The organism is Planobacterium oryzisoli (assembly GCF_015354315.1).
Classification (GTDB): domain Bacteria; phylum Bacteroidota; class Bacteroidia; order Flavobacteriales; family Weeksellaceae; genus Planobacterium_A; species Planobacterium_A oryzisoli.
In genome coordinates, this window is the sequence record NZ_JADKYY010000002.1 from 170,619 (window position 1) to 195,397 (window position 24,779).

The 24,779-nt window shown below is 41.9% G+C and carries 14 protein-coding genes and 1 pseudogene; 12 read left to right on the forward strand and 3 right to left on the reverse strand.

The genetic code is table 11. From position 1 onward, the window contains the following. The first annotated feature begins 71 nt into the window (after positions 1-71). The gene (locus IC612_RS09970; RefSeq protein WP_228512834.1) at positions 72-272 is read left to right on the forward strand and encodes a hypothetical protein; all 201 of its coding nucleotides are present in this window, start codon (positions 72-74) and stop codon (positions 270-272) included. On the opposite strand, the gene ligA is transcribed toward IC612_RS09970, so the two are convergent. Further along, positions 269-2,272 carry an NAD-dependent DNA ligase LigA gene (gene ligA / locus IC612_RS02420; protein ID WP_194738582.1) on the reverse strand — a complete coding sequence of 668 codons (2,004 nt, stop codon included), beginning with the start codon at positions 2,270-2,272 and terminating at the stop codon, positions 269-271. The genes IC612_RS09970 and ligA overlap by 4 nt on opposite strands. A 231-nt stretch (positions 2,273-2,503) precedes the next feature. Here ligA and IC612_RS02425 point away from each other — a divergent pair, with 231 nt between their 5' ends. Genes IC612_RS02425 through IC612_RS02440 form a run of 4 tightly spaced genes read left to right on the forward strand, consistent with a single transcriptional unit; the run spans position 2,504 to position 9,284 of the window. Next, a complete protein-coding gene (locus IC612_RS02425) occupies positions 2,504-5,482 on the forward strand; it encodes a SusC/RagA family TonB-linked outer membrane protein (protein ID WP_194738583.1) in 2,979 nt (992 codons plus the stop codon). A 10-nt stretch (positions 5,483-5,492) separates the two neighbouring features. Next, complete coding sequence (locus IC612_RS02430) at positions 5,493-6,944, forward strand: SusD/RagB family nutrient-binding outer membrane lipoprotein (RefSeq protein WP_194738584.1); 1,452 nt, start codon at positions 5,493-5,495, stop codon at positions 6,942-6,944. 4 nt (positions 6,945-6,948) lie between these two features. Beyond that, on the forward strand, positions 6,949-7,689 hold the full coding sequence (locus tag IC612_RS02435) for a glycerophosphodiester phosphodiesterase (protein WP_194738585.1): 741 nt from the start codon (positions 6,949-6,951) through the stop codon (positions 7,687-7,689). Then, complete coding sequence (locus IC612_RS02440; RefSeq protein ID WP_194738586.1) at positions 7,686-9,284, forward strand: calcineurin-like phosphoesterase C-terminal domain-containing protein; 1,599 nt, start codon at positions 7,686-7,688, stop codon at positions 9,282-9,284. Before IC612_RS02435 ends, IC612_RS02440 begins: the two co-directional genes overlap by 4 nt. Positions 9,285-9,354: 70 nt before the next feature. On the opposite strand, the gene IC612_RS02445 is transcribed toward IC612_RS02440, so the two are convergent. Then, positions 9,355-11,427, reverse strand: a complete 2,073-nt coding sequence (locus IC612_RS02445) for an alpha-ketoacid dehydrogenase subunit alpha/beta (protein ID WP_194738587.1) — start codon at positions 11,425-11,427, stop codon at positions 9,355-9,357. Positions 11,428-11,572: 145 nt separating this feature from the next. On the opposite strand from IC612_RS02445, the gene dnaE reads away from it, so the two are divergent. The 6 genes from dnaE to IC612_RS02475 all read left to right on the forward strand — a co-directional run bounded on the left by dnaE (position 11,573) and on the right by IC612_RS02475 (position 22,910). Next, complete coding sequence (gene dnaE, locus IC612_RS02450; protein ID WP_194738588.1) at positions 11,573-16,153, forward strand: DNA polymerase III subunit alpha; 4,581 nt, start codon at positions 11,573-11,575, stop codon at positions 16,151-16,153. Between the two features lie 108 nt (positions 16,154-16,261). Then, on the forward strand, positions 16,262-16,858 hold the full coding sequence (locus IC612_RS02455; RefSeq protein ID WP_194738589.1) for a TetR/AcrR family transcriptional regulator: 597 nt from the start codon (positions 16,262-16,264) through the stop codon (positions 16,856-16,858). Positions 16,859-16,865: 7 nt separating this feature from the next. Continuing rightward, positions 16,866-18,194, forward strand: coding sequence for a TolC family protein (locus IC612_RS02460; protein WP_194738590.1), 1,329 nt, complete (start codon positions 16,866-16,868; stop codon positions 18,192-18,194). 11 nt (positions 18,195-18,205) lie between these two features. Next, positions 18,206-19,261, forward strand: coding sequence for an efflux RND transporter periplasmic adaptor subunit (locus IC612_RS02465; protein WP_194738591.1), 1,056 nt, complete (start codon positions 18,206-18,208; stop codon positions 19,259-19,261). 22 nt (positions 19,262-19,283) lie between these two features. After that, positions 19,284-22,439 (forward strand): efflux RND transporter permease subunit, encoded by a 3,156-nt coding sequence (locus IC612_RS02470; RefSeq protein ID WP_194738592.1) that lies wholly within the window; start codon positions 19,284-19,286, stop codon positions 22,437-22,439. A 207-nt stretch (positions 22,440-22,646) separates the two neighbouring features. Beyond that, the gene (locus IC612_RS02475) at positions 22,647-22,910 is read left to right on the forward strand and encodes a hypothetical protein (protein ID WP_194738593.1); all 264 of its coding nucleotides are present in this window, start codon (positions 22,647-22,649) and stop codon (positions 22,908-22,910) included. A gap of 685 nt (positions 22,911-23,595) precedes the next feature. Here IC612_RS02475 and IC612_RS02480 read toward each other — a convergent pair. Continuing rightward, the gene (locus IC612_RS02480; RefSeq protein WP_194738594.1) at positions 23,596-23,784 is read right to left on the reverse strand and encodes a hypothetical protein; all 189 of its coding nucleotides are present in this window, start codon (positions 23,782-23,784) and stop codon (positions 23,596-23,598) included. On the opposite strand from IC612_RS02480, the pseudogene IC612_RS02485 reads away from it, so the two are divergent. Continuing rightward, positions 23,746-24,358: pseudogene (locus IC612_RS02485) on the forward strand (site-specific integrase); the annotation flags it as partial. The gene IC612_RS02480 and the pseudogene IC612_RS02485 sit on opposite strands and share 39 nt — an antisense overlap. Positions 24,359-24,779: the final 421 nt, after the last annotated feature.

Sequence of the window (24,779 nt, forward strand, 5' to 3'; positions counted from 1 at the left end):
GACATTCAGAATCCATCTGGGAGCGCAAGTTTTTTTACTTATTTACATGTGAGTATTGCTTCAGTCACTATGTGGCACTAATTTTCGTTCTTCTAACCAATTTCCAACTTCTACAGAGAGGAGTTACGGGTTACCTTATTGGTTTTTTTGCTCTGGTTTGGATAGCGAATGTGTACATGACACTATTTGGTATTCTACGCCAAAGTTTAAAGGTGGAGAAATTAACCGGAAACCTTAAGGAAGAACTATTGGAAGAAAAGAAGCAAGATTAGTCTTCAAGCAATTTTAGAAATTCATTCTCGTCAATAACTAGTACAGTTCCAAGCGCGAGTGCTTTTTTTAATTTACTGCCCGCTTTTTCTCCAGCAACAAGATAGTGTAGGTTTTTACTAACTCCTGAAGCATTGGTCCCCCCATGTTCTTCCACCATAAGTTGTGCCTGCTCCCTAGTGAATAACGTTAGTTTACCTGTAAATAAGAAGCTTTTACCACTTAGTATTGTACTCTGTAATCTGTTTGGAGCTTGGTGCTGTTCCAACTGCACACCGTAGTTTCTCAGGCGTTCAATTAAAAGTAAATGCTCGGGTTTTTGAAAATAGTTCCATATACTTCGTGCAATTTTTTCTCCCACATCATCAATAGCAGTAAAATCTTCCACTTTTGCGGATTGAATAAGATCTATAGTTGGGTATTTTCTTACAATTTTTTTGGCTACAGTTTCCCCTACATGCTTGATTCCTAATCCAAACAGAACTTTTTCAAAAGGTATCTGCTTAGATTTATTTATACCCTCTATGATGTTTGTTGCAGATTTATCCGCCATACGGTCCAGCGTTACCAACTGCTCTTTAGTAAGGGCGTAAAAATCGGCTGGATTTTCCACTAATTGTGCGTTATATAGTTGTTCAATAGTCTCCTGGCCGATATTTTCAATATTTAGAGCTTTTCTTGACACATAATGGTACAATTTGCCAATGACTTGAGGAGGGCAGTGGTCTTCATTAGGGCAGTAATGAATGGCCTGTTCTGGGATTTTAAAAAGTGGTGCTTGGCATTCGGGGCAGTGGCTTATGAATTCAATCTTCTGCGTCGCAGGTTTTCTTTTAGAAGTGTCAACACCCACAATCTTGGGTATGATTTCTCCCCCCTTCTCCACATACACAAAATCCTGTTCGTGTAGGTCTAATTTATTCATAATGTCTTGATTATGAAGAGAAGCCCTTTTCACTATGGTACCGGCAAGTAGAACCGGGGAAAGATTTGCCACAGGGGTTATTGCTCCGGTTCGTCCCACTTGATAGGAGACACTGAGAAGTTGTGATAAGGCTTTCTCGGCTTTAAACTTATAAGCAATTGCCCATCTGGGAGATTTTGCTGTATAGCCCAGCTTAGCTTGTTGGTCGAGACGGTTAATCTTTACTACAATTCCGTCAATCTCGAAGTCTAGTGTATGCCTTTTTTCTTCCCAGTAGGATATGTACTGCTCTACTTGTTCCAGCGAACTGCATAATTGAGAAAATGCAGAAGTTTTAAACCCCCATTCTTGGGCAGCTTCCAGAGTCTTCCAATGCGTGGAGTGCTCCAAATTGTCAGAAACTACTTGGTAGAGTACTGCCGAGAGTTTCCGCTTCTTTACCTCCGCACTGTCTTGAAGCTTCAATGTGCCGGAGGCTGTGTTCCGGGGATTCATGAATAGGTCTAAGCCTTCCTCTTCTCTAGCTTTATTTAACCGTTCAAAGTTCTTTTTACTAAGAAAAATCTCTCCTCGCATGAAAAAGCGTTGTGAGGTACTTCTTGGAATTTGCAAGGGTATATCCTGTATGGTTTTTACATTGCCTGTAACTTCATCTCCCTGAAATCCATCACCGCGTGTTACAGCTTTAATCAGCTTGTTGTTTTCATACAGGATGGAGATAGACGCCCCATCGTATTTGAGTTCTACAACGTATTCTACGGGTTGTCCTAAAGCTTTTGTAACACGGGTTTCCCAATCTTTCAAGTCGGCGAAGTTATAAGAATTGTCCAGTGAGTACATTCTTTTTTCGTGCGCAATGGTAGGGAATACCTTAGTGATACTCCCGCCGACGCGCTCGGTGGGGGACGATGCATCGTAGAATTGAGGGTAATTCCGCTCCAACGCCTGCAATTCACTGAGTTTTTCATCAAATTCAAAATCAGTAATTGTGGGTTCATCCAGTACGTAGTAGTTGTAATTGTGCTGGTGTAATTCTTCGCGCAGAGCAAGAATTTTTTGCAGGATTTCCTCAGGCATACGAGTAGGCTTTAGGCAAAAATAACCATTACTATACAGATTTTTTTAACTGTAAGCCAAAATTCGTGATATTAAATTATTGTAACGCTTTAAAACGCTGTTAGTAATGGTATTAACTAGTTAGATAATATTGGGTTCACTTTCAAGATAGAATTTGTTTAATGATTGTTAAAATTTTGTTAAAGGCCACCGGCACTCGTGCAAAGTACTTTTGTAAAAAAATTATTAATTGTGAAAAAGCAAGTACAAGCAGTACTAATGGTCGTGGCCACAGGTTTACTTCCGACCGTCAGTGCGCAGCAAATCAGAGATTCGGTAAAAGAGAAGCAAATTGAAGAAATTGTAGTTACCGCATTAGGAATTAAAAGGGCTGACCGTTCCTTAGGATATGTGGCTGAAACGGTGGGATCGGAAACCTTTGAGCAAACCCAGAACAATAACTGGGCACAATCGATGGAGGGTAAAGTTGCGGGCTTAAAAATCCAGACAAGTGGTGCTGGTCCCCTTGGATCAGCAAGAATAACGCTAAGAGGTGAAAAATCTATGCAAATGGACAACAATTATGCTCTGATTGTTGTGGATGGAATTCCTTTAAGCGATGGCCCTAGAGTAAACTCAGGTACCGGGACACCTGCATACGGTGCCGGTTCCGGAGGAGATCTTCCCATTGATTTAGGAAACGGGCTGAACAGTATCAACCCAGACGATATAGAGTCGGTTACGGTTTTAAAGGGCGCGTCTGCAGCAGCGCTGTATGGCTCGCGGGCGGCCAACGGAGCATTGATGATAACCACAAAATCAGGGAAGAGCCGTAAAGGAAAAATGCAGGTAAGCTTAAATTCGTATACTTCTTTTGACAGTGTCTTAAAGTGGCCTGACTATCAATATGAATACGGACAAGGAACTCTTCAAAAGAACAAACAGGGTGATTTCTATTATTCCTACGGGGCCTCAGCCGATGGGGTTAACACCGGTTCAACCAGCAGTGCTTATGGCCCAAAATTTGAGAATCAATACTATTTCCAGTACGATCCTTTAGTACAGGGACAAAGCGCTGAAAGGCAGCTATGGAGACCCTACCGAGATAATATAAAAAGTTTCTGGGAAGTGGGATCTACATACTCCAATAATCTTGCTATAGAGCATTCCAATGAGCGAACAAGTTTTCGCTCATCCCTTACGTTTTTGAAGAATGAATGGATGATGCCCAATACAGGTTTTGACAGACTAAATGTGGCACAATCCATATCTCATAAGCTATCAGATAAACTTAAGATAAACACGAAACTTTCCTTTAACCGTACAAAAAGTGACAATCTTCCCGCTACGGGCTACAACAACCAATCGATTTCGTATTTCATGATCTTTCAAAATCCTAATGTGGATTTAGGTTGGTACCGCCCAATTTGGAAAAAAGGGCAAGAAAATGTCGATCAGATACATCCGTTCAGTTCGTACATAGATAATCCGTACCTCATTGCCTACGAAATGCTCAATGGAGTGGACAAACGTCTCTTTACTGGAAACATTTCGGCGGATTACCAGATTACGGATAATTTAAGTTTGTTACTTAGATCCGGTGTGGAAATGCTCAATGAAGTCCGCACTACAAAAAGGCCGTACAGTTCTGCCAATTTCAGACAAGGCTTCTACCGCGAACAGTACATAAAGAATCAAGAATACAATAACGATTTACTACTTACGTACAAAAACCAATGGGGGAAGCTCAATTTAAACTCCTCGGTGGGAGCAAGTATTAGGTACAATGAGTATGTAATGAATGATTATCGTGCGGAAGGTTTACGGCTTGCAGGAGAATATAGTCTGAATAATGCAATATCATTACTCACAAAAGTTCCCAAACCATTTGACGAACAGGTGAATAGTATGTATGGTCTTCTGAGTCTGTCCTACAACAATGTGTTTTTTGTTGACGTCACAGGACGGAACGATTGGAGTAGTACCCTACCAAAGGCCAATCGTTCCTTCTTCTATCCGTCGGTCAGTACAAGTGTAATACTCTCTGAAGTGTTGAACCTTAACGAGCGCAGCTTGTCGTTTTGGAAACTGCGGGCCTCCTGGGCGGAGGTAGGAATAGATGGGTCTCCTTACCAATTGGATAAGTATTATTCACCCAGTGACTTTCCGGGAAGCGTCACTATGCCAAACACCTTTGCTAATCCCGGTCTAAAACCCGAGAAAAACAACAACCTTGAGGCGGGAATGGACCTGGGTTTTTTCAGGAACCGTCTTAATTACAGTTTTACACTCTATGAGAATAATACCGAAAATCAGATTCTTTCCATACCTGCTCTTTATGAATCCGGCTACTCGTACAGGATTATAAATGGAGGTAAGATACGTAATAGGGGAGTGGAAATGACCTTGGATGCCACAGTGGCCAGGTCCAAGTATTTTACGTGGAAGACTTCTGCGAACTGGTCTTTGAATAGAAACCGTATTCTCACCCTACCTCCTGAGTTCGGTTCCGAGCCCTATACCATGTCAAGCGTTGGAGGTGTAGTATATTTCAATGCAGTGGTTGGAGGCTCCTTAGGGGATTTATACGGCTATAAGTTACTGCGAAACGATAAGGGTGAAGTGGTATACGGAGAGAACGGACTTCCTGCCCGACCTGCCAATATTGAAAAGGTGGGTAATGCTTTTGCAGACTGGAGGGCTGGATGGCAAAACGATTTTAGATATAAAAATTTTACGCTTAGCTTTTCATTTGATGGTCAGTTGGGCGGAATGGCCTACTCACAGTCCCACCACAAGATGTCGGAGCAAGGAAAATTGAGACACACATTGATGGGAAGGGACAATCCCAATGGTCAGATCGTAGGGGAAGGAGTAGTACTTACCGCAGATGGTTCCTATGTGGCTAACACCAAGCCAGTATCATTAAGTTCGTACTACGGTGATTATTACCGACGAGCTAATGTCGAGACCAACACTTTTGATACTTCTTTTATAAAGCTGCGCGATGCCCGCATATCCTTCTCTTTTCCGAGAGAAGTCACTCAGGAACTGGGACTAAACGAAATAACAATGGCCTTATTTGGCAAAAACCTCTGGATGTGGACGGAATACCCTCTATTTGATCCTGAGGTAGCAACCCTTGATAACAGTACTATTACTCCGGGCGTGGAAATCGGACAATTACCTAGTGCCCGTACCGTTGGATTTCAACTGAATGTTAAATTTTAATAAACCAGAAATGCGAATACACTATACCAAATTTTTAGTTCTTATACTAGCTACGTTGCTTTTTTCCTGCGACCGTACTATGGAGCAGATCAATACCGATACGAGTCGTATCAAAACTCCAACGGCGGGCAGTCTGCTTGCACCTATTCAGTACGAAATGTCTACCTATGGGTACAACCGTGCAGACGATTTTACTTTCCAATTGATGCAAGTAGCACTTCCCTTTCCAAATGAGGGCAACACCCTAAGCCGTTATTATATGACGGAAAGCACTGGGAATGGCTATTGGAATACAAGCTATAAATGGCTCAAACAAGCGCGCGAAATGCAAATGTATGCGCAAAAGGAGCAGAACAATAATTACTACGCCATAGCCTTGGTTCTCGATGCTTGGATCAGCTCAAACCTGACGGATGCTTTTGGGGATATTCCTTATTCGGAAGCACTACGTCTAGAAGATAATATTATGCAGCCTAAGTTCGATCATCAGAAAGATATTTACATCCAACTTCTTAATGATTTGGAAAAAGCTAATGGACTATTCGATACCAGCAAACCACTGAACGATTTGGATTTATTCTACCAAGCAGAGCAGTCGGCACAGGGTATCTTAAAGTGGAAGAAATTTGCCAATTCCTTATCGCTTAGACTTTTGACCCGAATACTTGCACGTGAGGGAGAAGTGAATGTCAAAGAACGTATTCAAAAAATTGTAAACAACCCGGCACAGTATCCCATTTTTACATCGGTGGATGATGGGACAAAAATCCACATTTCTGGTCAGGCTCCGTACTTACCACCATTAGCACGGCCTCAGGACTTTACTTCGTACAGGGCTGCAGGTGCATTTTTTGTTGAACTTCTTACTGCAAATAACGATCCGCGGATAAGCATGTTTTTCACCCAGGCACGTTCGCTTGCAGACAATAAAACCATAGGGTTTAAAGGCGCTCCATCGGGTTATGCGCTGGGAACCGTATTTGATTTTCAGCCCTCCAACTTGAACCAAAACCTTGCTAAAGCTCCCCTTACGGTGCTCGTGTATCCTTACGCCGAATTGCAGTTTACATTAAGTGAACTCGCGCTACGAGGAATAATTAGTGGGGATTCTAAGCAGTTTTATAATGAAGGAGTTCTTGCTACCTTAGCGGAATGGAAGCAGTCAGTGCCTGAAGACTATTTAGAGAATCCTGTGGTCGCTTTTGATGGTACACTGTCCCAGATAATGACCCAAAAGTATATAGCGTTGTTTTTTGTGGACCACCAACAGTGGTATGAGCATCGTCGTACCGGATATCCGAGGCTTCCTAATAATGGTGGACTCTTTAATGACGGAAAAATGCCTAAGAGGATGCAGTATCCTACGAATCCCCGCATAATGAATACATCGAACTACAACGAGGCAGTGAGTCGCCTAGGATCTGATGATATTAACCTACCTGTATGGTGGAATAAACCCTAATTATATGAACGTATTTCTCCTCTTCTTTCTTATTTCTGGAATGTGTCTACAGGCACAAACCAAAATTATTGCCCACCGTGGACATTGGACCGTAGAGGGATCGGCACAGAATTCCATAGCCTCATTAAAACGGGCAGGATCGCTTCCTATTTACGGAACTGAGTTTGATGTTCACTTAACTAAAGACCAAGTCCTTATACTTAATCACGATCCTGTATTTCACGGTAAAGCTATTTCGGATCATTCGTATTCCGCTTTAAGGCGGTCGGGCCGTTTAAGTAATGGGGAGGCTCTTCCACGCCTTGCACGTTTCTTTAGAGTGGCTAGGAGGTATCCTAATTTAAAATTAATTGTGGAATTAAAGCCTGGACCTACCCAGCTACAGGAAAAATTGCTCGTTGAAAAGACGCTGGAACTAGTGAAAAGAAAGAGACTAGAGAGCCGGGTAGAGTACATCTCCTTTAGTGCCAATGTCTGCAGGGAATTAAAACAACAAAACCCTGCCAGCAGTGTCCAATACTTACGCGGAGATCTTTCTCCCATAGAGGTACAACAGAATGGATGGAATGGCATAGACTACCATTTCAGCCTGTATCAGAAGAATGAAAAGTGGAGTGCGCAGGCGCGCTCGATAGGACTTACTACCAATGCATGGACAGTAAATGATCCAAAAATTTTTAATCAATTGGTAGAGCTTGGTGTAGAGTATATCACCACCGACTACCCAAATAAATTTACAAAATGAAACATTCTATAATGCGATTACTTTATTTGGCGCTAATAACCGCCAGTATTTCAGTATATAGTCAGCAAGAGCTGAAAGGCACCGTCTATTTAGATACTAATAAGAACGGGATATTAGACCGTGGAGAAAAAGGATTGGGAGGCGTTGGTGTATCCAATGGAAAAAATGTAGTTATTACTGATAAAAACGGCGTTTATTCCTTACCTGTAGGGGCGGAGTCCAGTGTATTTGTGATCAAGCCCAGTGGATTTTCCACCCCTTTGAAGAAGGGTAATTTGCCTGATTTTTACTACCATTACAAACCTAATGATTCCTCTAAGGAATTTAAATTTAAAGGAACTCCTGCTACTGGTAAATTACCCCGTTCAGTGAACTTCGCTCTATATCCGCAAACTGAAGCAGAAGAATTTCAAATACTCGTATTTGGAGACCCGCAGCCCTATACAGAGCATGAGATGGATTATTTTCGCCGAGGGATTATAGAAGAAGTACGTAGAAATCCAAGAAAAGCTGTATTTGGTATAAGTCTGGGAGATTTAGTAGGTGATGATCTCTCTCTGCATCCCTCCTATATCCGTTCTGTGGAAAAACTTGAAATGCCGTGGTACAACGTTATTGGAAACCACGACATGAATTACGATGCAAAGCAGGATTTCTTATCGGACGAAACATTCGAGCAGCATTTCGGACCCTCCACCTATGCTTTCAATTATGGCAAAGTCCATTTTGTCATACTTGATAACATTTTGTATCCGGATCCGCGTGATCAAAAGGGCTATTGGGGTGGTCTTAGAGAGGACCAACTACAGTTTATTGCACAAGATTTGCAGCATGTTCCCAAGGACCACCAGATAGTAGTTGCTTTCCATATTCACTTGAAAATTGAAGACCAGGACAACCCCCATTTCAGGATTTCTGACAGAGACCGTTTGTTTGAGTTACTTAGCCCCTTTTCCAAAGTGCTGCTACTTTCTGCCCATACCCATAAGCAAGAGCAGATATTCTATACTAGAAAAGAAGGTTGGTTGGGTGCCACTCCTCTGCATGAGCTTAATATGGGTACTACCTCTGGAGATTGGTATTCAGGTACTGTAGATTCAACGGGTGTTCCATTGTCGGTAATGCGTGATGGTACATACCGTGGCTATTCATTTATTGATTTTTCACAGAAAGGTTATAATGTAGATTATAAGGTTGCGGGTAAACCGGATGATTTTATGGTGGAATTGCACGTACCGAAGGTTATTACCAGGACCAGAAATTCTGCACGTTTCTTTGCCAATTTCTTTACTGGTGGAGCGCACGATACTCTAGAATATAGAATAGACCAAGGTGAATGGAAAAAAATGACAAGGGAAGTTTCATATGATCCTGCTTATGTGAGTGACGTACTCATGTGGGATACAGTTGAAAAGTTGCCGGAAGGTAGAAGGCCGTCCAATCCTGAAGTTTCCACCCATTTATGGAGTGCTGGATTTCCGCGTAACCTTACGGTAGGTGATCACCTTGTTGAAGTTCGCGCCACGGACCGCTACGGTAAAACTTTTAGTAACACCCAAAAGTTTTTAGTCCAGGAACTTCAGCCTATCCCCTAAGGCATTTACTATAAAATACAAAGGCTGCTCTCTCATAGGGCAGCCTTTTGTTATTATGGTCTCTTTGAAGCTATTCTTGCAAAAGGGCTTGAATGCGCTGGCGAAGTTTATCGGCATTTGGTAGCATTTCTTTCTCTAATGCAAGGTTTATAGGAACTGCCGGGAGATCTAATGCGCCAATTGCCTCCACCGGCGCATCCAAACTGGTAAAGCAATTGTAAGTAATACGATGTGCAAGCGCCTGAGCAAACGAATTAGTAATTGATTCCTCACTTAAGACGATGCATCGACTATGGAGTTTCACGCTCTGAAAGACTAATTCTTCATCCAGTGGAACCAGGGTGCGTAGATCGATAATTTCTATCCGTCCTGGAAAGTCTTCTGCTGCTTGCTTTGCCCAATATATACCCATGCCGTAGGTCACTATGGTCAACGTTCGACCTAAAGCTATTTGTTCAGGATTGGCCTCTAGTACCTTTAAGGCTTTCCCTAGCGGCAAGATATAATCCTGTGAGGGCTCAACGCGTTTGGCATCTTCGGTCCCGGCAACTTTTGACCAGTAAAGACCTTTATGCTCCAGTACCACTACAGGATTTGGATCGTAGTAGGCAGCTTTTAATAGACCTTTGAAATCGGCTGCATTACTCGGATACACAACTTTAATACCTTTTATGTGGCATAAGAGGCTTTCTACACTTCCACTATGGTAGGGTCCCCCACCACCGTACGCACCGGTGGGAACACGGATGAGTGTGGATACTGGGAATTTACCCCCCGAAAGATAGCAAGATTTGGATATTTCTGTTATTAGTTGATTGATTGCTGGATATAGGTAGTCCGCGAATTGGACTTCTACGATAGGTTTAAGGCCAACTGCACTCATCCCGGTCGTGGAACCAATGATGTAGGCTTCCTGAATCGCCGTGTTAAAAACCCTCTCGGGTCCAAATTTCTGACCTAAAGTCACGGTTTCCCTAAATACTCCGCCGATTCTTGCGCCCACGTCTTGGCCATAGAGTAGTGCCTCGGGATGCTTATACATGATTTCTTGCAAAGCATGGACCGCCGCATCCACCATTACAATCTTCTCTTTAACACCCTCGGGCGATCTTTCTCCTGATTCCTCTGTAATTGGCGTGGGAGCAAATACATGCAAAGAGACAGTGGAGGGGTCGGGCTCTGCAGCTGCCTGTGCATTTTTGAAGGAGTGCTCCACTAGACCTCGGGTTTGCTCTACGATACTTTCCAATGTTGCAGCATCGGTATAGTGCAGTAGTTCCTCACGCAGTATTTTTCCTGGGTCCTTTGCTCTATGTAGGTCCAACTCACTTTCTTCCCTGTAGAATTCTCTCCGTACGCCTGAAGTGTGATGGCCTATAAGAACGGTCTTTGCGCATACAACTATAGGCTTGCGCTCGGAACGGACATAGGCTATAGCCTCACCCATTTTTTCATAGGATTCAATAAAATTCGTACCGTCAATGCGCATTCTGTTGAGTCCGATAAATCCTTCCACGAATTCATAGGCATCTGCCGTTCGCGCCTCTTCTTTTGTTACTGATATTCCCCAGCCATTGTCCTGAACCAGGAATAGAATCGGAAGCTCATGGAGCGCTGCGAACTGAAAGGCCTCCGATACTTCGCCTTCAGTAACGGAGTTGTCTCCCATGGAACAAACCACAACGGGTGGCAATGTATATTTTTTCAACCCAAAGCGCTCGATATACTTTATCCCTTGGGCTACTCCGGTAGTGGGTATTGCCTGCATTCCGGTGGCGGAACTTTGGTGGATGATCTGTACGCGGTCAGAAGACTTGTTGGAAGGGTGCGAATAGTAAGACCTTCCCATTGAGAAAGGATCATCCGCTTTAGCAAGTAGCTGCAGCATCAATTCCTCGGGTGTGAATCCAAGTCCAAGCATCAAGCTCTCGTCCCGGTAATACGGTGATACCCAGTCTTCAGGACCCAAGTGGTAGGCTGTTGCAAGCTGTATGGCTTCGTGTCCTCGGGAAGTACTGTGTACATATTTGCAGATAGAACGGTTGTCTTCGTAAATATCTGCCATTGCTTTTGCAAGCATCATATCATTGAATGCCTTTAATGCAATCTGCTTTTTAGTATTAGGGTCTTTGAGTGTTTTCATGCTTGGTAAATATAATAATTAAACCTAAATTACTAAACAAGACCCTATACGTTGGGTACTTGCAGCAGCATTAAGTATTTACTTCCAATAGGTGTAGTTTTATTTCCTGTATTTTAGCTTTATTTTTACAAAAATTTTCTACTTAATGTTCTTAGTTTTTGATACCGAAACCACAGGGTTACCAAAGAATAACAGCGCTCCTGTAAGTGATCTGGACAATTGGCCACGTTTGGTACAAATTGCCTGGCAACTCCACGGGCAGGACGGTTCCCTCCTGGACTATAAAGATTATATTATAACACCAGAAGGCTTTGATATTCCCTACCAAGCGGCAGCAATACATGGTATCACAACCCAAATGGCGCAGCAACACGGTGTTCCTCTAGCGCACGTGCTTGAGGAGTTGAAAAGGGTGCTAGAAGCTACCAAAGTGGGGGTAGGGCATAATTTGCGATTTGACTACAATATACTTGGAGCTGAGTTTCTTCGGACTGGTCAGAGGGATCCTTTTGAAGACCTACCGATCGCCGATACCATGGAGCTGGGAACCCAATACTGTGCATTGCCTTCAGGACGTCCAGGGAAATTCAAAAGTCCCAAACTCGAAGAGCTGTATCATAGATTATTTGGAAAAGGTTTTTCAGAGGCGCACAATGCAGCAGCGGATGTAAATGCTACCGCACAGGTCTTTTTTGAGCTTCTGCGAGTGGGTGCAGTACATGCAGAAGAGGTCTTTTGGAATGCACAGGACCTGCAGAATTTTATTCGGGTGCATCCCGATCCTATAATGCCTTTCCCGGTCAAGATTCGCAATCAAGTCCGTAAACTAGGTGGCGAACGCACGATACATACTCAAAATGCACAGATTGACTTAGGGAGCTATTTCCCATTTCATAACCACAGCATTTATTCAGCTCTGCAGGCTTCATCTCATATACAGGATCTTATAAAGCATGCCCAAGAGAACCAATTTCCTGCGGTAGGAATGGTGGATCTTGGAAATCTGATGGGTGCGTTTAAATTTCTATCGGAAGTTGCTAAATTCAACAAAGCACAAAGCTCTAACGGAGATTTGCATGGAAGACCACACCCTTTGGTCGGAGTTCTGGGATGTGAATTCTATCTGTCGGAACGGCCCGAGCAAAAACAGTTTACAAAAGACGACCCGGACCGAAGAACCAATGCCGTCCTACTAGCAAAAAGTTTCGCAGGATATAAGAATTTAGCCAAACTTTCCAGTTTAGGTTATTTGGAAGGTTTTTACTTTGGTGTACCTAGGATTTCTAAGCAAATGCTTCTAGAACACAAGGAAGGATTAATTGCACTGTCGGGGGGGATTGCATGTGACATTCCGCATACCTTATTGGAATATGGGGAACAAAAGGCCGAGCAGTTGTTTGTATGGTGGCAGAAGCATTTTGGGGCGGATTTTTATGTGCAGGTACAAAACCACGGGTTGAAAGAAGAGGCTTATATCAATGGTGTACTGATCGCATGGGCAAATAAATACGGCGTAAAAATCTTAGCGCAGAACGAAACTTTTTACCGCAGCAAAGAGGATTCCCATATTCAAGACATTCTCTTGTGTATAAAAGACGGCGAGAAACTTTCTGCTCCTGTCGGAAGAGGCTTTGGTAAGCGTCGACAGCTGCCAAGTACTGAGTACTACCTTAAAAATCGAGAGGAAATCTCCGTTAGCTTCCAGCAGTATCCTCAAGCTTTTGAAGCGTACCAGGAATTCTTTGATAAATTTGAGCCTTACACATTGGAGCGTAATGTGCTTTTGCCACAGTTCGACATCCCACAAGAGTTTCAGGACCCCCAGGATTTACAAGATGATGGAAAGCGGGGAGAGAATGCCTACCTTCGACATTTGACGTATAAAGGTGCTGAAGCAAAATACGGAGCGATTACTCCTGAAATCAGAGAACGGCTGGATTTTGAATTGCAAGTCATCGCTAAGACGGGTTATCCAGGTTATTTTCTGATTGTACAGGATTTCTGTAATCAGGCACGAGAAATGGGCGTTTGGGTGGGACCTGGAAGGGGTTCGGCTGCCGGCTCTGCTGTGGCTTACTGTACAGGGATCACCAATGTGGATCCCATTAAATACGATCTGCTTTTTGAGCGTTTTTTGAATCCTGAGCGGGTTTCCATGCCCGATATTGATATTGATTTTGATGATGAAGGCAGGGATGAGGTCATTAAGTGGGTAGTAGAAAAATACGGAAAAAAGAACGTCGCACAAATCATCACCTATTCGGTGCTTGGTGGTAAGTCTGCTATCAAAGATGCAGGTCGCGTTCTGGATGTCTCCATACCTGAGACCAATGCTATAGCCAAGCTGGTGCCCGCCACACCCGGGATGAATATTGGAAAGGCACTTTCTAAGTTTGATAAACTTGCTCCAGAGGACCAAAGTCTGGTTACCGAGATGAAGAGCATTCTCGATAATGAGCAGGATCAGCGTCATGCAGTGCTAAGCGCAGCACAAAAGATGGAAGGGGCTATTCGAAACACGGGTATTCATGCATGTGGTGTCATTATTACTCCCGAAGACATCAGTAATTTAGTACCTGTGACCATTGCTTCCAAAGATGCCGATATCATTGTCTCGCAGTTTGATAACTCTGTTGCAGAAAATGCTGGACTGCTTAAAATGGACTTTTTGGGTCTAAGAACCCTTACCATCATCAAGGACGCTATCAAACTAGTTAAGGCCAATCACGGTATTGTGATTGATCCCGACAAAATTCCCCTTGACGATGAGAAGACGTACAAGCTTTTCCAAGAAGGAAGAACGGTAGGTATATTCCAGTACGAAAGTCCAGGGATGCAAAAATATATGCGTGAACTTAAACCGTCTGTATTCGCTGATTTGATTGCAATGAATGCCTTGTACCGTCCGGGTCCAATTAAGTATATCCCAAACTTTATTAACCGAAAGCACGGAGTAGAGGAAATTATTTATGATTTGCCTGAAACCGAGGAGTATCTGGCTGAAACATACGGTATCACCGTATACCAGGAACAGGTAATGCTGCTTTCGCAAAAACTTGCCAATTTTACTAAGGGTGAGGCCGATACTTTACGTAAGGCCATGGGGAAAAAACTTAAAGACGTTCTCGACACCATGTATCCAAAATTCTTGGAAGGAGGAAAGGCTAATAATTTAGATCCTGAGAAACTTAATAAGATATGGAAAGACTGGGAGGCATTCGCTGCCTACGCTTTCAATAAGTCCCATTCCACCTGTTATGCTCTAATTGCGTACCATACTGCATATCTAAAGGCAAACTACCCAGCAGAATACATGGCAAGTGCAATGACGCACAACCTGAATAACACCAAGCAGATCACTATGTTTATGGAAGACTGTAAAAACATGGGAGTAGATGTTTTAGGCCCTAACGTCAATGAAAGTCATTATGAATTCGCCGTAAATTCCGCAGGACAGATACGCTTTGGGTTGGGTGCTATAAAGGGAATAGGTGAAGGAGCCAGTGAGGCTATCGTTCGTACTGCTAGTGAAGGTCCCTTTACTAGCGTTTACGATTTTTTTGAAAGGGTGCCTGCAGGATTTGTAAACAAACGGGTGGTGGAAAGTTTGGTTATGGCAGGCGCCTTCGATGAGGTGGATGCGTTTCACCGTGCACAGTATTTTGAACAGGATATCAGTGGTAGAACGACAATCGAACGGTTAATACGCTATGGACAAAGTTTCCAGGAGAGTAAGAATGAAATGGAACATTCGCTATTTGCGGATTTTGCAGAAGAAGTGCAAATTGAACAGCCTAAAATTAACAGTGCGCCTCATTGGCAGAATATGCATGCGCTTAACAAGGAAAAGGAAACTATAGGGTTTTATATCTCTGCCCACCCATTAGATGAATTCAGGTATGAGTTTGATTTTTTAAGTGGTAACTATTCCAGGGCAAAAGTGCTTTCCGATAAATCCGAACAGAGCGAATTGGTATTGCCAGAATCATCTTTGGATGAAGGTTTAGTAGACTCGGAGATGGAGGTAATGGTACCAGAGGTTGGTCAGGAAGATGAATTTACCGTGGAGAATCCCTTTAATACAGTGCAACCCCGTGGCCCTATGCAGTTTTTGCATCTGGACGAAATTGATCTTTTCAGAGACCAGAACTACGGGCCGGAACAAATTCAGTTGTTTGAACAAATTCAGGACTATCGAGAGAAACAGAAATTTAATTCCAGTGCAAAGGAGTATGCAGTGGCAGGTTTAATTACAGAATTTACTGTGCGAGATGGAAGAATCAGTGGGGAGAAGGAGGCATTCTTGACGTTAGAAGATTATTCTGCAAGTTATTCTTTTCGTTTAGGCGACAGAGACTATCTTCGCTTAAGGGATAAGATTGATTTACAAAGATTTGTAATAATAAAAATAAAGTTTTCCATAGCTAAATCTGGCCGGGTGTTTGTCAATATCACTGAAGTTTGCGATTTGAAGGAAGCTTTTGAAAAATTTGCTCGCAAGCTTTGCGTGGTGGTGGATGCCGATGTAGTTAAGGAGTCTCAAATCCTGTCGCTAAAAGAAAGGATTTTTCAGTATCCGGGTGAAAACAAATTGCACATTCACCTAAAGTCCGCGACGCTAGAGAAAGACGTGGAGCTCAAAGCTTCGCAAGTGGGCGTACATATTACGCGCGATTTACTGCAAGTCATTGGAGAAAATAGCAGTATAGAATTCTTCATAAACTAATTAATAGTCCCTGTCAATGATAGGGATTTTTTTTATTTCTGTAAAAACCAGGAAACTAGTTTGGTTTTTTAGTTTCATTTGTTTTTCTTTGCATCGAAATACTAATGAATGGAATTTAAGACTGAATTTTTAACCCGTGTAGCGGAGTTGTTCTTGGAGTTTGGAGCCAAGACACTTACAATGGATGAGGTGGCAAGAGAATTTGGCATCTCCAAGAAAACTTTATACCAAAGATACCGCAACAAAGAAGCCCTTTTGGAGGATGTTCTCCATCTGAAACTGCAGGAAATAATTGATAAGATGCAACAATTAGATCTAGAGATCGATAATGCGATCGACCGCATGCTTTGTAGGGATGAGGTAATAGATAAAGCGGTGGATTCAACTAATACGGTGCTTATAAAGCAGCTTCTACGCTACTATCCTTCTATTTTCAGCACGCATATGCAGAACTTTTTTGAGAAATTCTCAGACGTGCTCATTCATAACATCCAGAGAGGTCGCAAGCAAGGTTTTTATCGTGATGACTTTGATGAGAGAATCTATTCGAAGTTCTTTTTTCAACTGATCATGTCGTACGATAGTTCCACTTTTGTAGATGTGAGTGAGATTGAGAGGTTAGAGTATCAAAATGGGGTAATGGAGTTCTATTTACAGGCCATAACCACCGAAAAAGGAAAGCAATATCTAAAAAGTATAATATAACAGACCAATGAAAAAATTGATTATAAGTCTTGTGCTAATGTCGGGATATGCTCATGCGCAGCAGGAAACCATATTGACCCTGCCAGAGGCAATTGCCCACGCACTTGAACATAAGGCTGAAGCAGAGAAGGCACGTCTAAATATACGGCGTGGTGATGCGCAAATTGCGGAAGTAAAAGCTAGCGCCTACCCAAACATCAGCTTCAACAGCAGTACTTCGTACAACCCTCTGCTACAGCAGACGGTGCTTCCTGGTGAAATCTTTGGAGTCCCGGGGGAGCAAATAAAAGTTTCCTTTGGACAAAAATGGACATCCAGTAATATGGTGCAACTTACCCAGGTACTGTTCAACCAGTCTGTTTTCACCGGCTTGAAAGCCGCACAATCCACTAAGGAGTTTTATCTCATTAACGCCGAACTAACTGAAGAGCAAATCATCGAAAAGGTCGCTAATGCGTATTTTCAAGTCTACCAAGCAGAACAAATGCTTGATAATGCGGAGAGCAACTTTGCAATTACCCAGCAAACAGTACGCATTATCAAAGGACTGTACGATGCCGGACTGGCGCGCAAAATTGATTACGACCGGGTGGTGGTAGCACAAAATAATCTGAGCTCAGCAGTGCAGCAAACTTCCAATGCAGTGGCCCTGTCGGAAAATGCCTTGAAGTTTATAATAGGGATGCCTATGTCTGCAGAAATAGAACTTCCGGAGCAAAGTTTTGAACCGGCTGTTTTGCATAGTGGGCAGGAAGATTTTTCGGGACGCACGGAACTTCGTCTTGCCGAGAAGCAGTTAGAGCTACTCGAATGGCAGAAAAAAGCTACGGAGGCGGAATATTATCCAACGGTGGCCCTTTCTGCAAATTATGGATTTCTAGGGCAAGGAGAGAAAATGCCCTGGTGGAACGGACAAAAAAATGGTGTTTTTTGGTCCGACATGGCTTCGATAGGTCTTAATATCAATGTTCCCATATTTAACGGATTTGCAACTAAGAGCCGAATAGAACTTAATAAGATTGAAATTGAGAAAGCGCAGGCAGACCTTAAGGATACCAAACTTGGACTTGATCTTGAATTTAAGAATGCAATAACCCAGTTGGATAATAACCGTACAATGATTTCCATGCAGAGTGAGAATGTTGAACTTGCAGAAAATGTGCTTTCCAATACACGTAGTAATTACCAACACGGCTTGGCTACGCTGAACGATATTCTGGATGCAGAGAGGGATTTAACCGAAGCTAAAAACAATCTGACGAAAGCTAAACTAGACTATAAACTCGCTGAAATTAACCTCCTGAAATCTCAGGGTAAACTTACAACTCTTAAATAACTAATAATACAATGAAAAAAAATACACTTATTACACTTTTATCCGTACTCGGGATAGGTATAGTGTTTTTCCTAATTCTACAAAACAATAAGAAAAACAACGAAGAAAAAGTAGCAGTTGTTGCAGAAAAGAACTCGGACGTGGCTGTTAGGACAGCTCCCGTTCTTGCCGAGGATATGAGTGGCGAAATAAAGGTCAACGGAACATTTTTGCCTAACCGCCAGGCTCAGATTTCTGCAGAAATGGGTGGACAACTCATTGCTTTGTATGTAAAAGAGGGGAGCTACGTGCGTGCAGGACAAAGTATAGGGCGTCTTGCTGGTGATAAGATTGATGTCAATATTTCTAGTGCTCGAGCTAACCTGGACAATGCACAGATGGCACTAAACAGATATGAGCAGGCCTACAAGACAGGAGGGGTGACTGCGCTGCAGTTGGATCAGGCGCGCCTACAAGTAAAAAATGCCCGTGCACAGCTTCAATCTGCACAACTTACTTCAGGCGATACCAACGTCATCTCTAAAGTGAGTGGTATTGTTAACCAGAAATTTGTGGAAGTAGGTAGTGTCGTGGGCGCAGGTACGCCAATTGTTGAAGTGGTTGATATATCTTCAGTAAAGCTAAAAGTAGATGTTGACCAATCTATTGTTACGCAGCTAGGGCTTGGAAATACGGTAAAAGTGCAACCGGACGTTATTGAAGGAGCATTGGATGGTCGTATCACTTTTATAGCACCGAGTGCTTCTGGTGCTTTAAAGTTTCCTGTAGAGATTACAGTACCAAATAGCTTTAACAAGCTAAAAGCCGGAATGTACGGAAGTGCGGTATTTACTAGAGCCTCGGATGCAAAAGTACTTACCATACCACGTACTGCTTTTGTGGGTAGTGTTAGTGATAATTTGGTGTTTGTGGTAAAGAATGGCATAGCATATCTCACCAAGATACAGAGTGGCATTAACTATGGAGAGAAGGTAGAAGTTGTAAGTGGACTAAAAGCTTCTGATCAGGTGGTGGTTAGTGGACAAATCAATTTAACAGATAAAACCAAAGTGAAGGTTTTGAAATAACCTTTGCGGAAAACACTATAAAATGAAATTAGCAGAAGTATCGATAAAAAGACCCAGTCTTGTAATTGTTATGCTTGCCCTAATGATTATTGGGGGTCTATTCAGTTACTCGCAACTGAGTTACGAACTTATCCCTAAGTTCGAAGTTAAGGTAGTAACGGTAGCTACAGTATATCCCGGCGCTTCGCCTGCCGAGGTGGAAAACACGGTGTCTCGAAAAATTGAGGATGCCGTTTCCTCCTTGGAAGGGGTTAAAAAGATCCAGTCTAAGTCCTACGAAAGTCTTTCGGTAGTGATCATAGAGTTTCGTAGTGATGCGGATGTAGACTATGCCCTTAATGAGGCGCAGAGAAAAATTAACGCCATCCGATCAGATCTACCGGAAGATATAGACGAGCCCTCACTTTCTCAGTTTTCCTTATCTGACATGCCTATTATGAACATGGGAGTTACAGCAAACCTTACGGAAAACGAACTCTATGACTTGATTGACCAGAGGCTTCAGCCCGAACTTTCCCGTATTCCAGGGGTAGCACAGGTGAATATCATCGGTGGACAGGAGAGAGAAATCCGCATCAACCTGAATTTAGAAAAACTGGAAGGTTACGGACTTACCATACCGCAGGTTCAGCAGATGATAGCAATGTCAAATCTGGATTTTCCGACGGGAAATCTTAAAACTAGAGAGAATACCACGCTTATACGACTGGCTGGTAAACTAGGGTCGGTGGATGAATTGCGAAATCTTACCATTTATTCAAAAAACGGACAGAATATACGCCTAACGGATGTGGCCGAAGTACAGGATACACAAAAGCAGGTAGATAAGATTGCCCGAATCGACCAACAAAATACGATAATGCTACAGGTTGTGAAACAGACCGAAGCTAATGCGGTGGAAGTTAGTGAACTCGTGCAAGTGAAGATGCAGGAAATTCAAGCGCAGTACAAGGACCAAAACGTACAACTTGATCTTGCCAGTGATACTTCCGTATTTACTTTGGAGGCTGCAAATGCAGTAATAAAAGACTTACTGATTGCTGTGGCTCTCGTGGCCTTTGTGATGCTTTTCTTTTTGCACAGTTTTAGGAATGCTCTTATAGTAATGGTAGCTATTCCAACTTCCCTTATTGCCACATTTATTGGTTTGTACCTACTTGGATATAGTTTGAATTTAATGAGTTTACTGGGGCTTTCATTAGTAGTTGGTATACTTGTAGATGACGCAATCGTGGTTATAGAAAATATCCACCGTCACATGGAAATGGGAAAAAACAAAGTTCGTGCTGCGTACGATGGATCAAAAGAGATTGGCTTCACTGTTACTGCGATTACTCTGGTAATAGTGGTGGTATTTCTACCGATTGCTCTAAGTTCAGGTATGGTTTCAGATATTATCAAGCAATTTTGTGTAACAGTAGTAATAGCCACGATGCTTTCCTTGGTCGTTTCCTTTACGGTCGTACCTTGGTTGTTCTCACGCTATGGGAAACTGGAGCTTATCAGTAATAAGTCCTGGTTTGGTAAAATAATAGAAAAGTTTGAACAGGGTCTGACTTGGTTTACAAAAAAAATAGAAGGTATTTTGAAATGGAGTTTGCACCACAAGCTTAAGACGTTTGGAATAACTTTACTTCTTTTTGTTTCCTCAATTTTACTTTTAGTTTTTGGCTATATAGGGTCGGACTTCTTCCCAGGTACAGACAAGGGTGAATTTTTGGTACAGCTTGAGCTTCCTAAAGACAAGTCCATTGAAGAAACTAATTTTATGACCCAGAGGGCTGAAAAATTTCTAGAGAAAAAGCCGGAAATTGTTCAGATGATTACTTCGGTCGGCCAAGTTAGTGGAGGTATGGGGGCAATGCAGTCCACCAACTACAAATCAGAGATCAATGTGGAGCTCGTGGATAAAAGCGAAAGGCAGGACGACACCAAGGTGTATGCTGCAAAGCTTAAGCGTGAACTTGAAAAGGAGCTCGTTGGAGCTAAAGTAACTACTGTACCTGTAGGGTTTATGGGTGCAGAAATGGCTCCTCTCCAGATGACAGTTACCGGCAACACCTTTGATGATGCGATGAACTACGCCAAACAGGCCCAAGCACAACTTCAAACTATTGACGGAGCATCGGAAATTAAATTGAGTGTAGAGGAAGGTAATCCGGAAATTTCCGTAAGTGTTGACCGTGATAAAATGACTTCTTTGGGACTCAATGTGGCCAGCGTAGGACAGACTTTGCGTACTGCTTTCAGTGGTAATACGGATAATAAGTTTCGTACAGGAAGCAATGAGTACGATATAAATATTATCCTCGACGAGGCCAACAGAACCAGCATAGACGATGTTCGTAATATTAATTTCCTGAATGCAGACGGTCAAAAAATTCAATTATCCCAATTTGCAGATATAACATTTGGCTCTGGCCCGGCGCTTTTAGAGCGGTACAATAGAAGTCCTTCAGTTACAGTACAGGCTCAGGTCGTGGGCAAAACAACAGGTGCTGTTGCCGGTGAATGGGAAGCCAAGATGGATGAGGTGAAAAAGCCTGCTGGTGTAAATTGGGTCTGGGGTGGTAATATGGAAAACCAGAGTGAGGGATTTGGAACCCTTGGAGTAGCATTGATGGCTGCTATAATGCTTGTCTATATGATTATGGTTGTGCTTTATAACGACTTTGTAAAACCATTTATTGTTCTATTCTCCATACCGTTATCGTTCATTGGTGCCCTTTGGGCCTTGGCGCTCACAAACCAGAGTTTGAATATTTTCACAATATTAGGTATTATTATGCTCATTGGACTGGTAGCAAAGAACGCAATTTTACTTGTGGATTTTGCCAACCATAGGATGGACCATGGGGAATCCATTGAGGATGCCCTTGTGCAAGCCAATCATGCACGTTTAAGGCCGATCTTGATGACTACCATTGCGATGGTGTTTGGAATGCTACCAATAGCATTGGCGTCTGGTGCTGCAGCCGAAATGAATAATGGACTTGCAATTGTCATCATTGGTGGACTTATTTCCTCCCTTTTCTTGACTTTGATTATTGTTCCTGTTGTATACTATATTGTAGTAAAACTGGAATATAGATATTCAAAACATGATAAAGTTGATTACGAAAAAGAGATGACAGCGGATTATACGCATATTCATCCCGAACAGGAAATTGAGTTCTAAATCAATATATTAAAGGCACTTACTTATGTAGGTGCCTTTTTCTTAGATGAGAGTTTATGTTGTGCGTTAGGACTTTAAAATATTTATCTTATTCATACTTCTTCCTTAGGTGAGGGAAGAGATAATTGACACTGAATGTACCAGGCTGCACGCTGCTAATAGAAAGAAACCTGTATCTTCAAGTGAAATAAATGCATGAAAAGTGTTATGAATGTAACAGTAGAAGAGATCAATCCAATTAAAATGATGTTCGTGAGACAAGTAAATTTACAGGGATTGCAAGCGGCATTTTACAAAGTAATCAATGGAGCTCTAAGTAAAAGTGTGGTACTTGAAGAGGAATTGAAACTGATTCGGATATATCATGAGAGTTTTAGAAATACTCCTTCGGAGAAGGTGCGAATGGATATTGGAGTATCATTAACACTTGAATTGGATCCCGGACCGGAATTCCTTTATAAGGAAATTTAACCGGGTTTGTGTGTAGTGGGTCTACAAACAACTACTGTTAATCAGTACTTTACGATTATTAGGGACTAAATCAGGGACTAACGTTCCTGATTTTTTTCTTTTAAAAGTTTTTGGGTCTAAACTATGACAATTACCTTCGAGCCGAAGTTCTAAAATCATGTTCGGTTTTTAGGTAATTGTTTTTTGCTCGATCATTGTCTATTTGTTTTCAAAAATTTTTGCTGTCAATAGAAACACTTGTCTGAAAAAGGATTTCATTTTAAATCTTTCTCTCTTTCACATAATCTACATCCTTATTTAATTTCATTCGCACTTTTTTTTCTTCTTCATATTGGTCAATTAAAACCTTCTGTAAAGGGCAATGCTTCCAATTTCCTATCTATTTTGGATATATTCTCTGCGGTTGCTTGAGATTGCTTTTCTATCTCCGTCACATTCACGCCTTTCTCAGATAATTTTAAAATTGTATTATGGACTGCCGCTTTGGCTAAATCTATACTTTTTTGGTATGATGCTAATTGGGATTGCCAATAATTCGAGTTTACGTCTTCGCTACTTTTTGAATATCCTAAAATACGGTCATAGGCCTTTTCCGCCTTATGAACTCCGGACTGTACCTTTGTGAAATCTTCGTATTTTCTTAAAACAAAAGCACTGTCTGCAAGAAATTTATTCTTCTCACTTTCTAATTTTTTTTCAGCATTTCAATTTCAATTTTCGCTCTTGTTTCGGGATTGGTGATGATCGAAGTTTTCAGTTCCTGTGTACTGATATCCGAAAAGTCTAAAACATCTGCTCCTTTTTTCATCGCTTCTAAATATCTCGCCTGTTTTGCCTGCAAACTATTCAGAAAAAGATAATTTTTCTTACTCAACCCGAGCTAAGTCAATTGAAGAATTTTGACATTCCAAAAGAGAAAAAATATTTAGAAAGGGTGAGAGATGTTTTTATGTTCCAATGTATTACCGGTTTGAGATATTCGGACGTAGAAAAATTAAAAACGAAGCGACATTAAAGATAATTTCATCGAAATAATAACGGTAAAAACTTCTGATAGTTTGATTATTGAACTTAATGACCACAGCAGAGCCATACTTGAAAAATATAAAGATGAAGTGTATGAAAAATCTAAAGCTTTGCCAGTGATTAGCAATCAAAAAATGAATGAATATTTACGGGAACTAATGGAAATGGCGGAAATTGATGAACCTATTCGCGAAACCTACTATAAGGGTAATGAAAAATTTGATGAAGTTTCCCCAAAATACGCACTTATGAGTTCTCACGCGGGCAGACGAACTTTTATCTGCAGCGCTTTGGCTTTAGGAATTCCACCGCAGGTCGTGATGAAGTGGACTGGTCACAGTGATTATGCTGCGATGAAGCCCTATATTGATATTGCAGATCAAACAAAAATAAATGCTATGGCAAAGTTTAATATGTTGTAAACCCTAACTTTTTTAAGGAAGTAGTTTACAGATTTTAAAATAATTGCCTATCTTTGTGCTGTTTACTTACAATGGTCGGAAATTTTAAAATACTGTTTCTTTCCCTTACACTCGCGTTATTTCTGGCGCCAGAGATTTCTCAGGCTTGCAGTAAAAAGGAGAAGCAGGTTATTAAAACCGCGACCAGTTGGCAAACTTTCATAAAACAGTCATTCGCACAGATACAGCCGTCTTGCGACAGCGGCGATTGCAAAGAAGAATGCTGTCACCCAAAATCACATAATTGTCAAACCGATGGATGCTCAGGAAATTGCAGCGGTAACCTTTGCAGCACTGCTCAGTATACCATTCTAGCAGATAGCAAATTTTTAGAGGATTGTAATAACGAAGCGTCCGGTTATGATGACAAAAATTCTAATTT

Excerpts from the sequence above, each read along its gene's own strand:
- IC612_RS02445 (WP_194738587.1), bottom strand. The coding sequence starts at position 11,427 with ATGAAAACACTCAAAGACCCTAATACTAAAAAGCAGATTGCATTAAAG.
- ligA (WP_194738582.1), bottom strand. The coding sequence starts at position 2,272 with ATGCCTGAGGAAATCCTGCAAAAAATTCTTGCTCTGCGCGAAGAATTA.
- IC612_RS02470 (WP_194738592.1), top strand. The coding sequence starts at position 19,284 with ATGAAATTAGCAGAAGTATCGATAAAAAGACCCAGTCTTGTAATTGTT.
- IC612_RS02430 (WP_194738584.1), top strand. The coding sequence starts at position 5,493 with ATGCGAATACACTATACCAAATTTTTAGTTCTTATACTAGCTACGTTG.
- IC612_RS02460 (WP_194738590.1), top strand. The coding sequence starts at position 16,866 with ATGAAAAAATTGATTATAAGTCTTGTGCTAATGTCGGGATATGCTCAT.
- IC612_RS02455 (WP_194738589.1), top strand. The coding sequence starts at position 16,262 with ATGGAATTTAAGACTGAATTTTTAACCCGTGTAGCGGAGTTGTTCTTG.
- dnaE (WP_194738588.1), top strand. The coding sequence starts at position 11,573 with ATGTTCTTAGTTTTTGATACCGAAACCACAGGGTTACCAAAGAATAAC.
- IC612_RS02440 (WP_194738586.1), top strand. The coding sequence starts at position 7,686 with ATGAAACATTCTATAATGCGATTACTTTATTTGGCGCTAATAACCGCC.
- IC612_RS02465 (WP_194738591.1), top strand. The coding sequence starts at position 18,206 with ATGAAAAAAAATACACTTATTACACTTTTATCCGTACTCGGGATAGGT.
- IC612_RS02475 (WP_194738593.1), top strand. The coding sequence starts at position 22,647 with ATGAATGTAACAGTAGAAGAGATCAATCCAATTAAAATGATGTTCGTG.
- IC612_RS02435 (WP_194738585.1), top strand. The coding sequence starts at position 6,949 with ATGAACGTATTTCTCCTCTTCTTTCTTATTTCTGGAATGTGTCTACAG.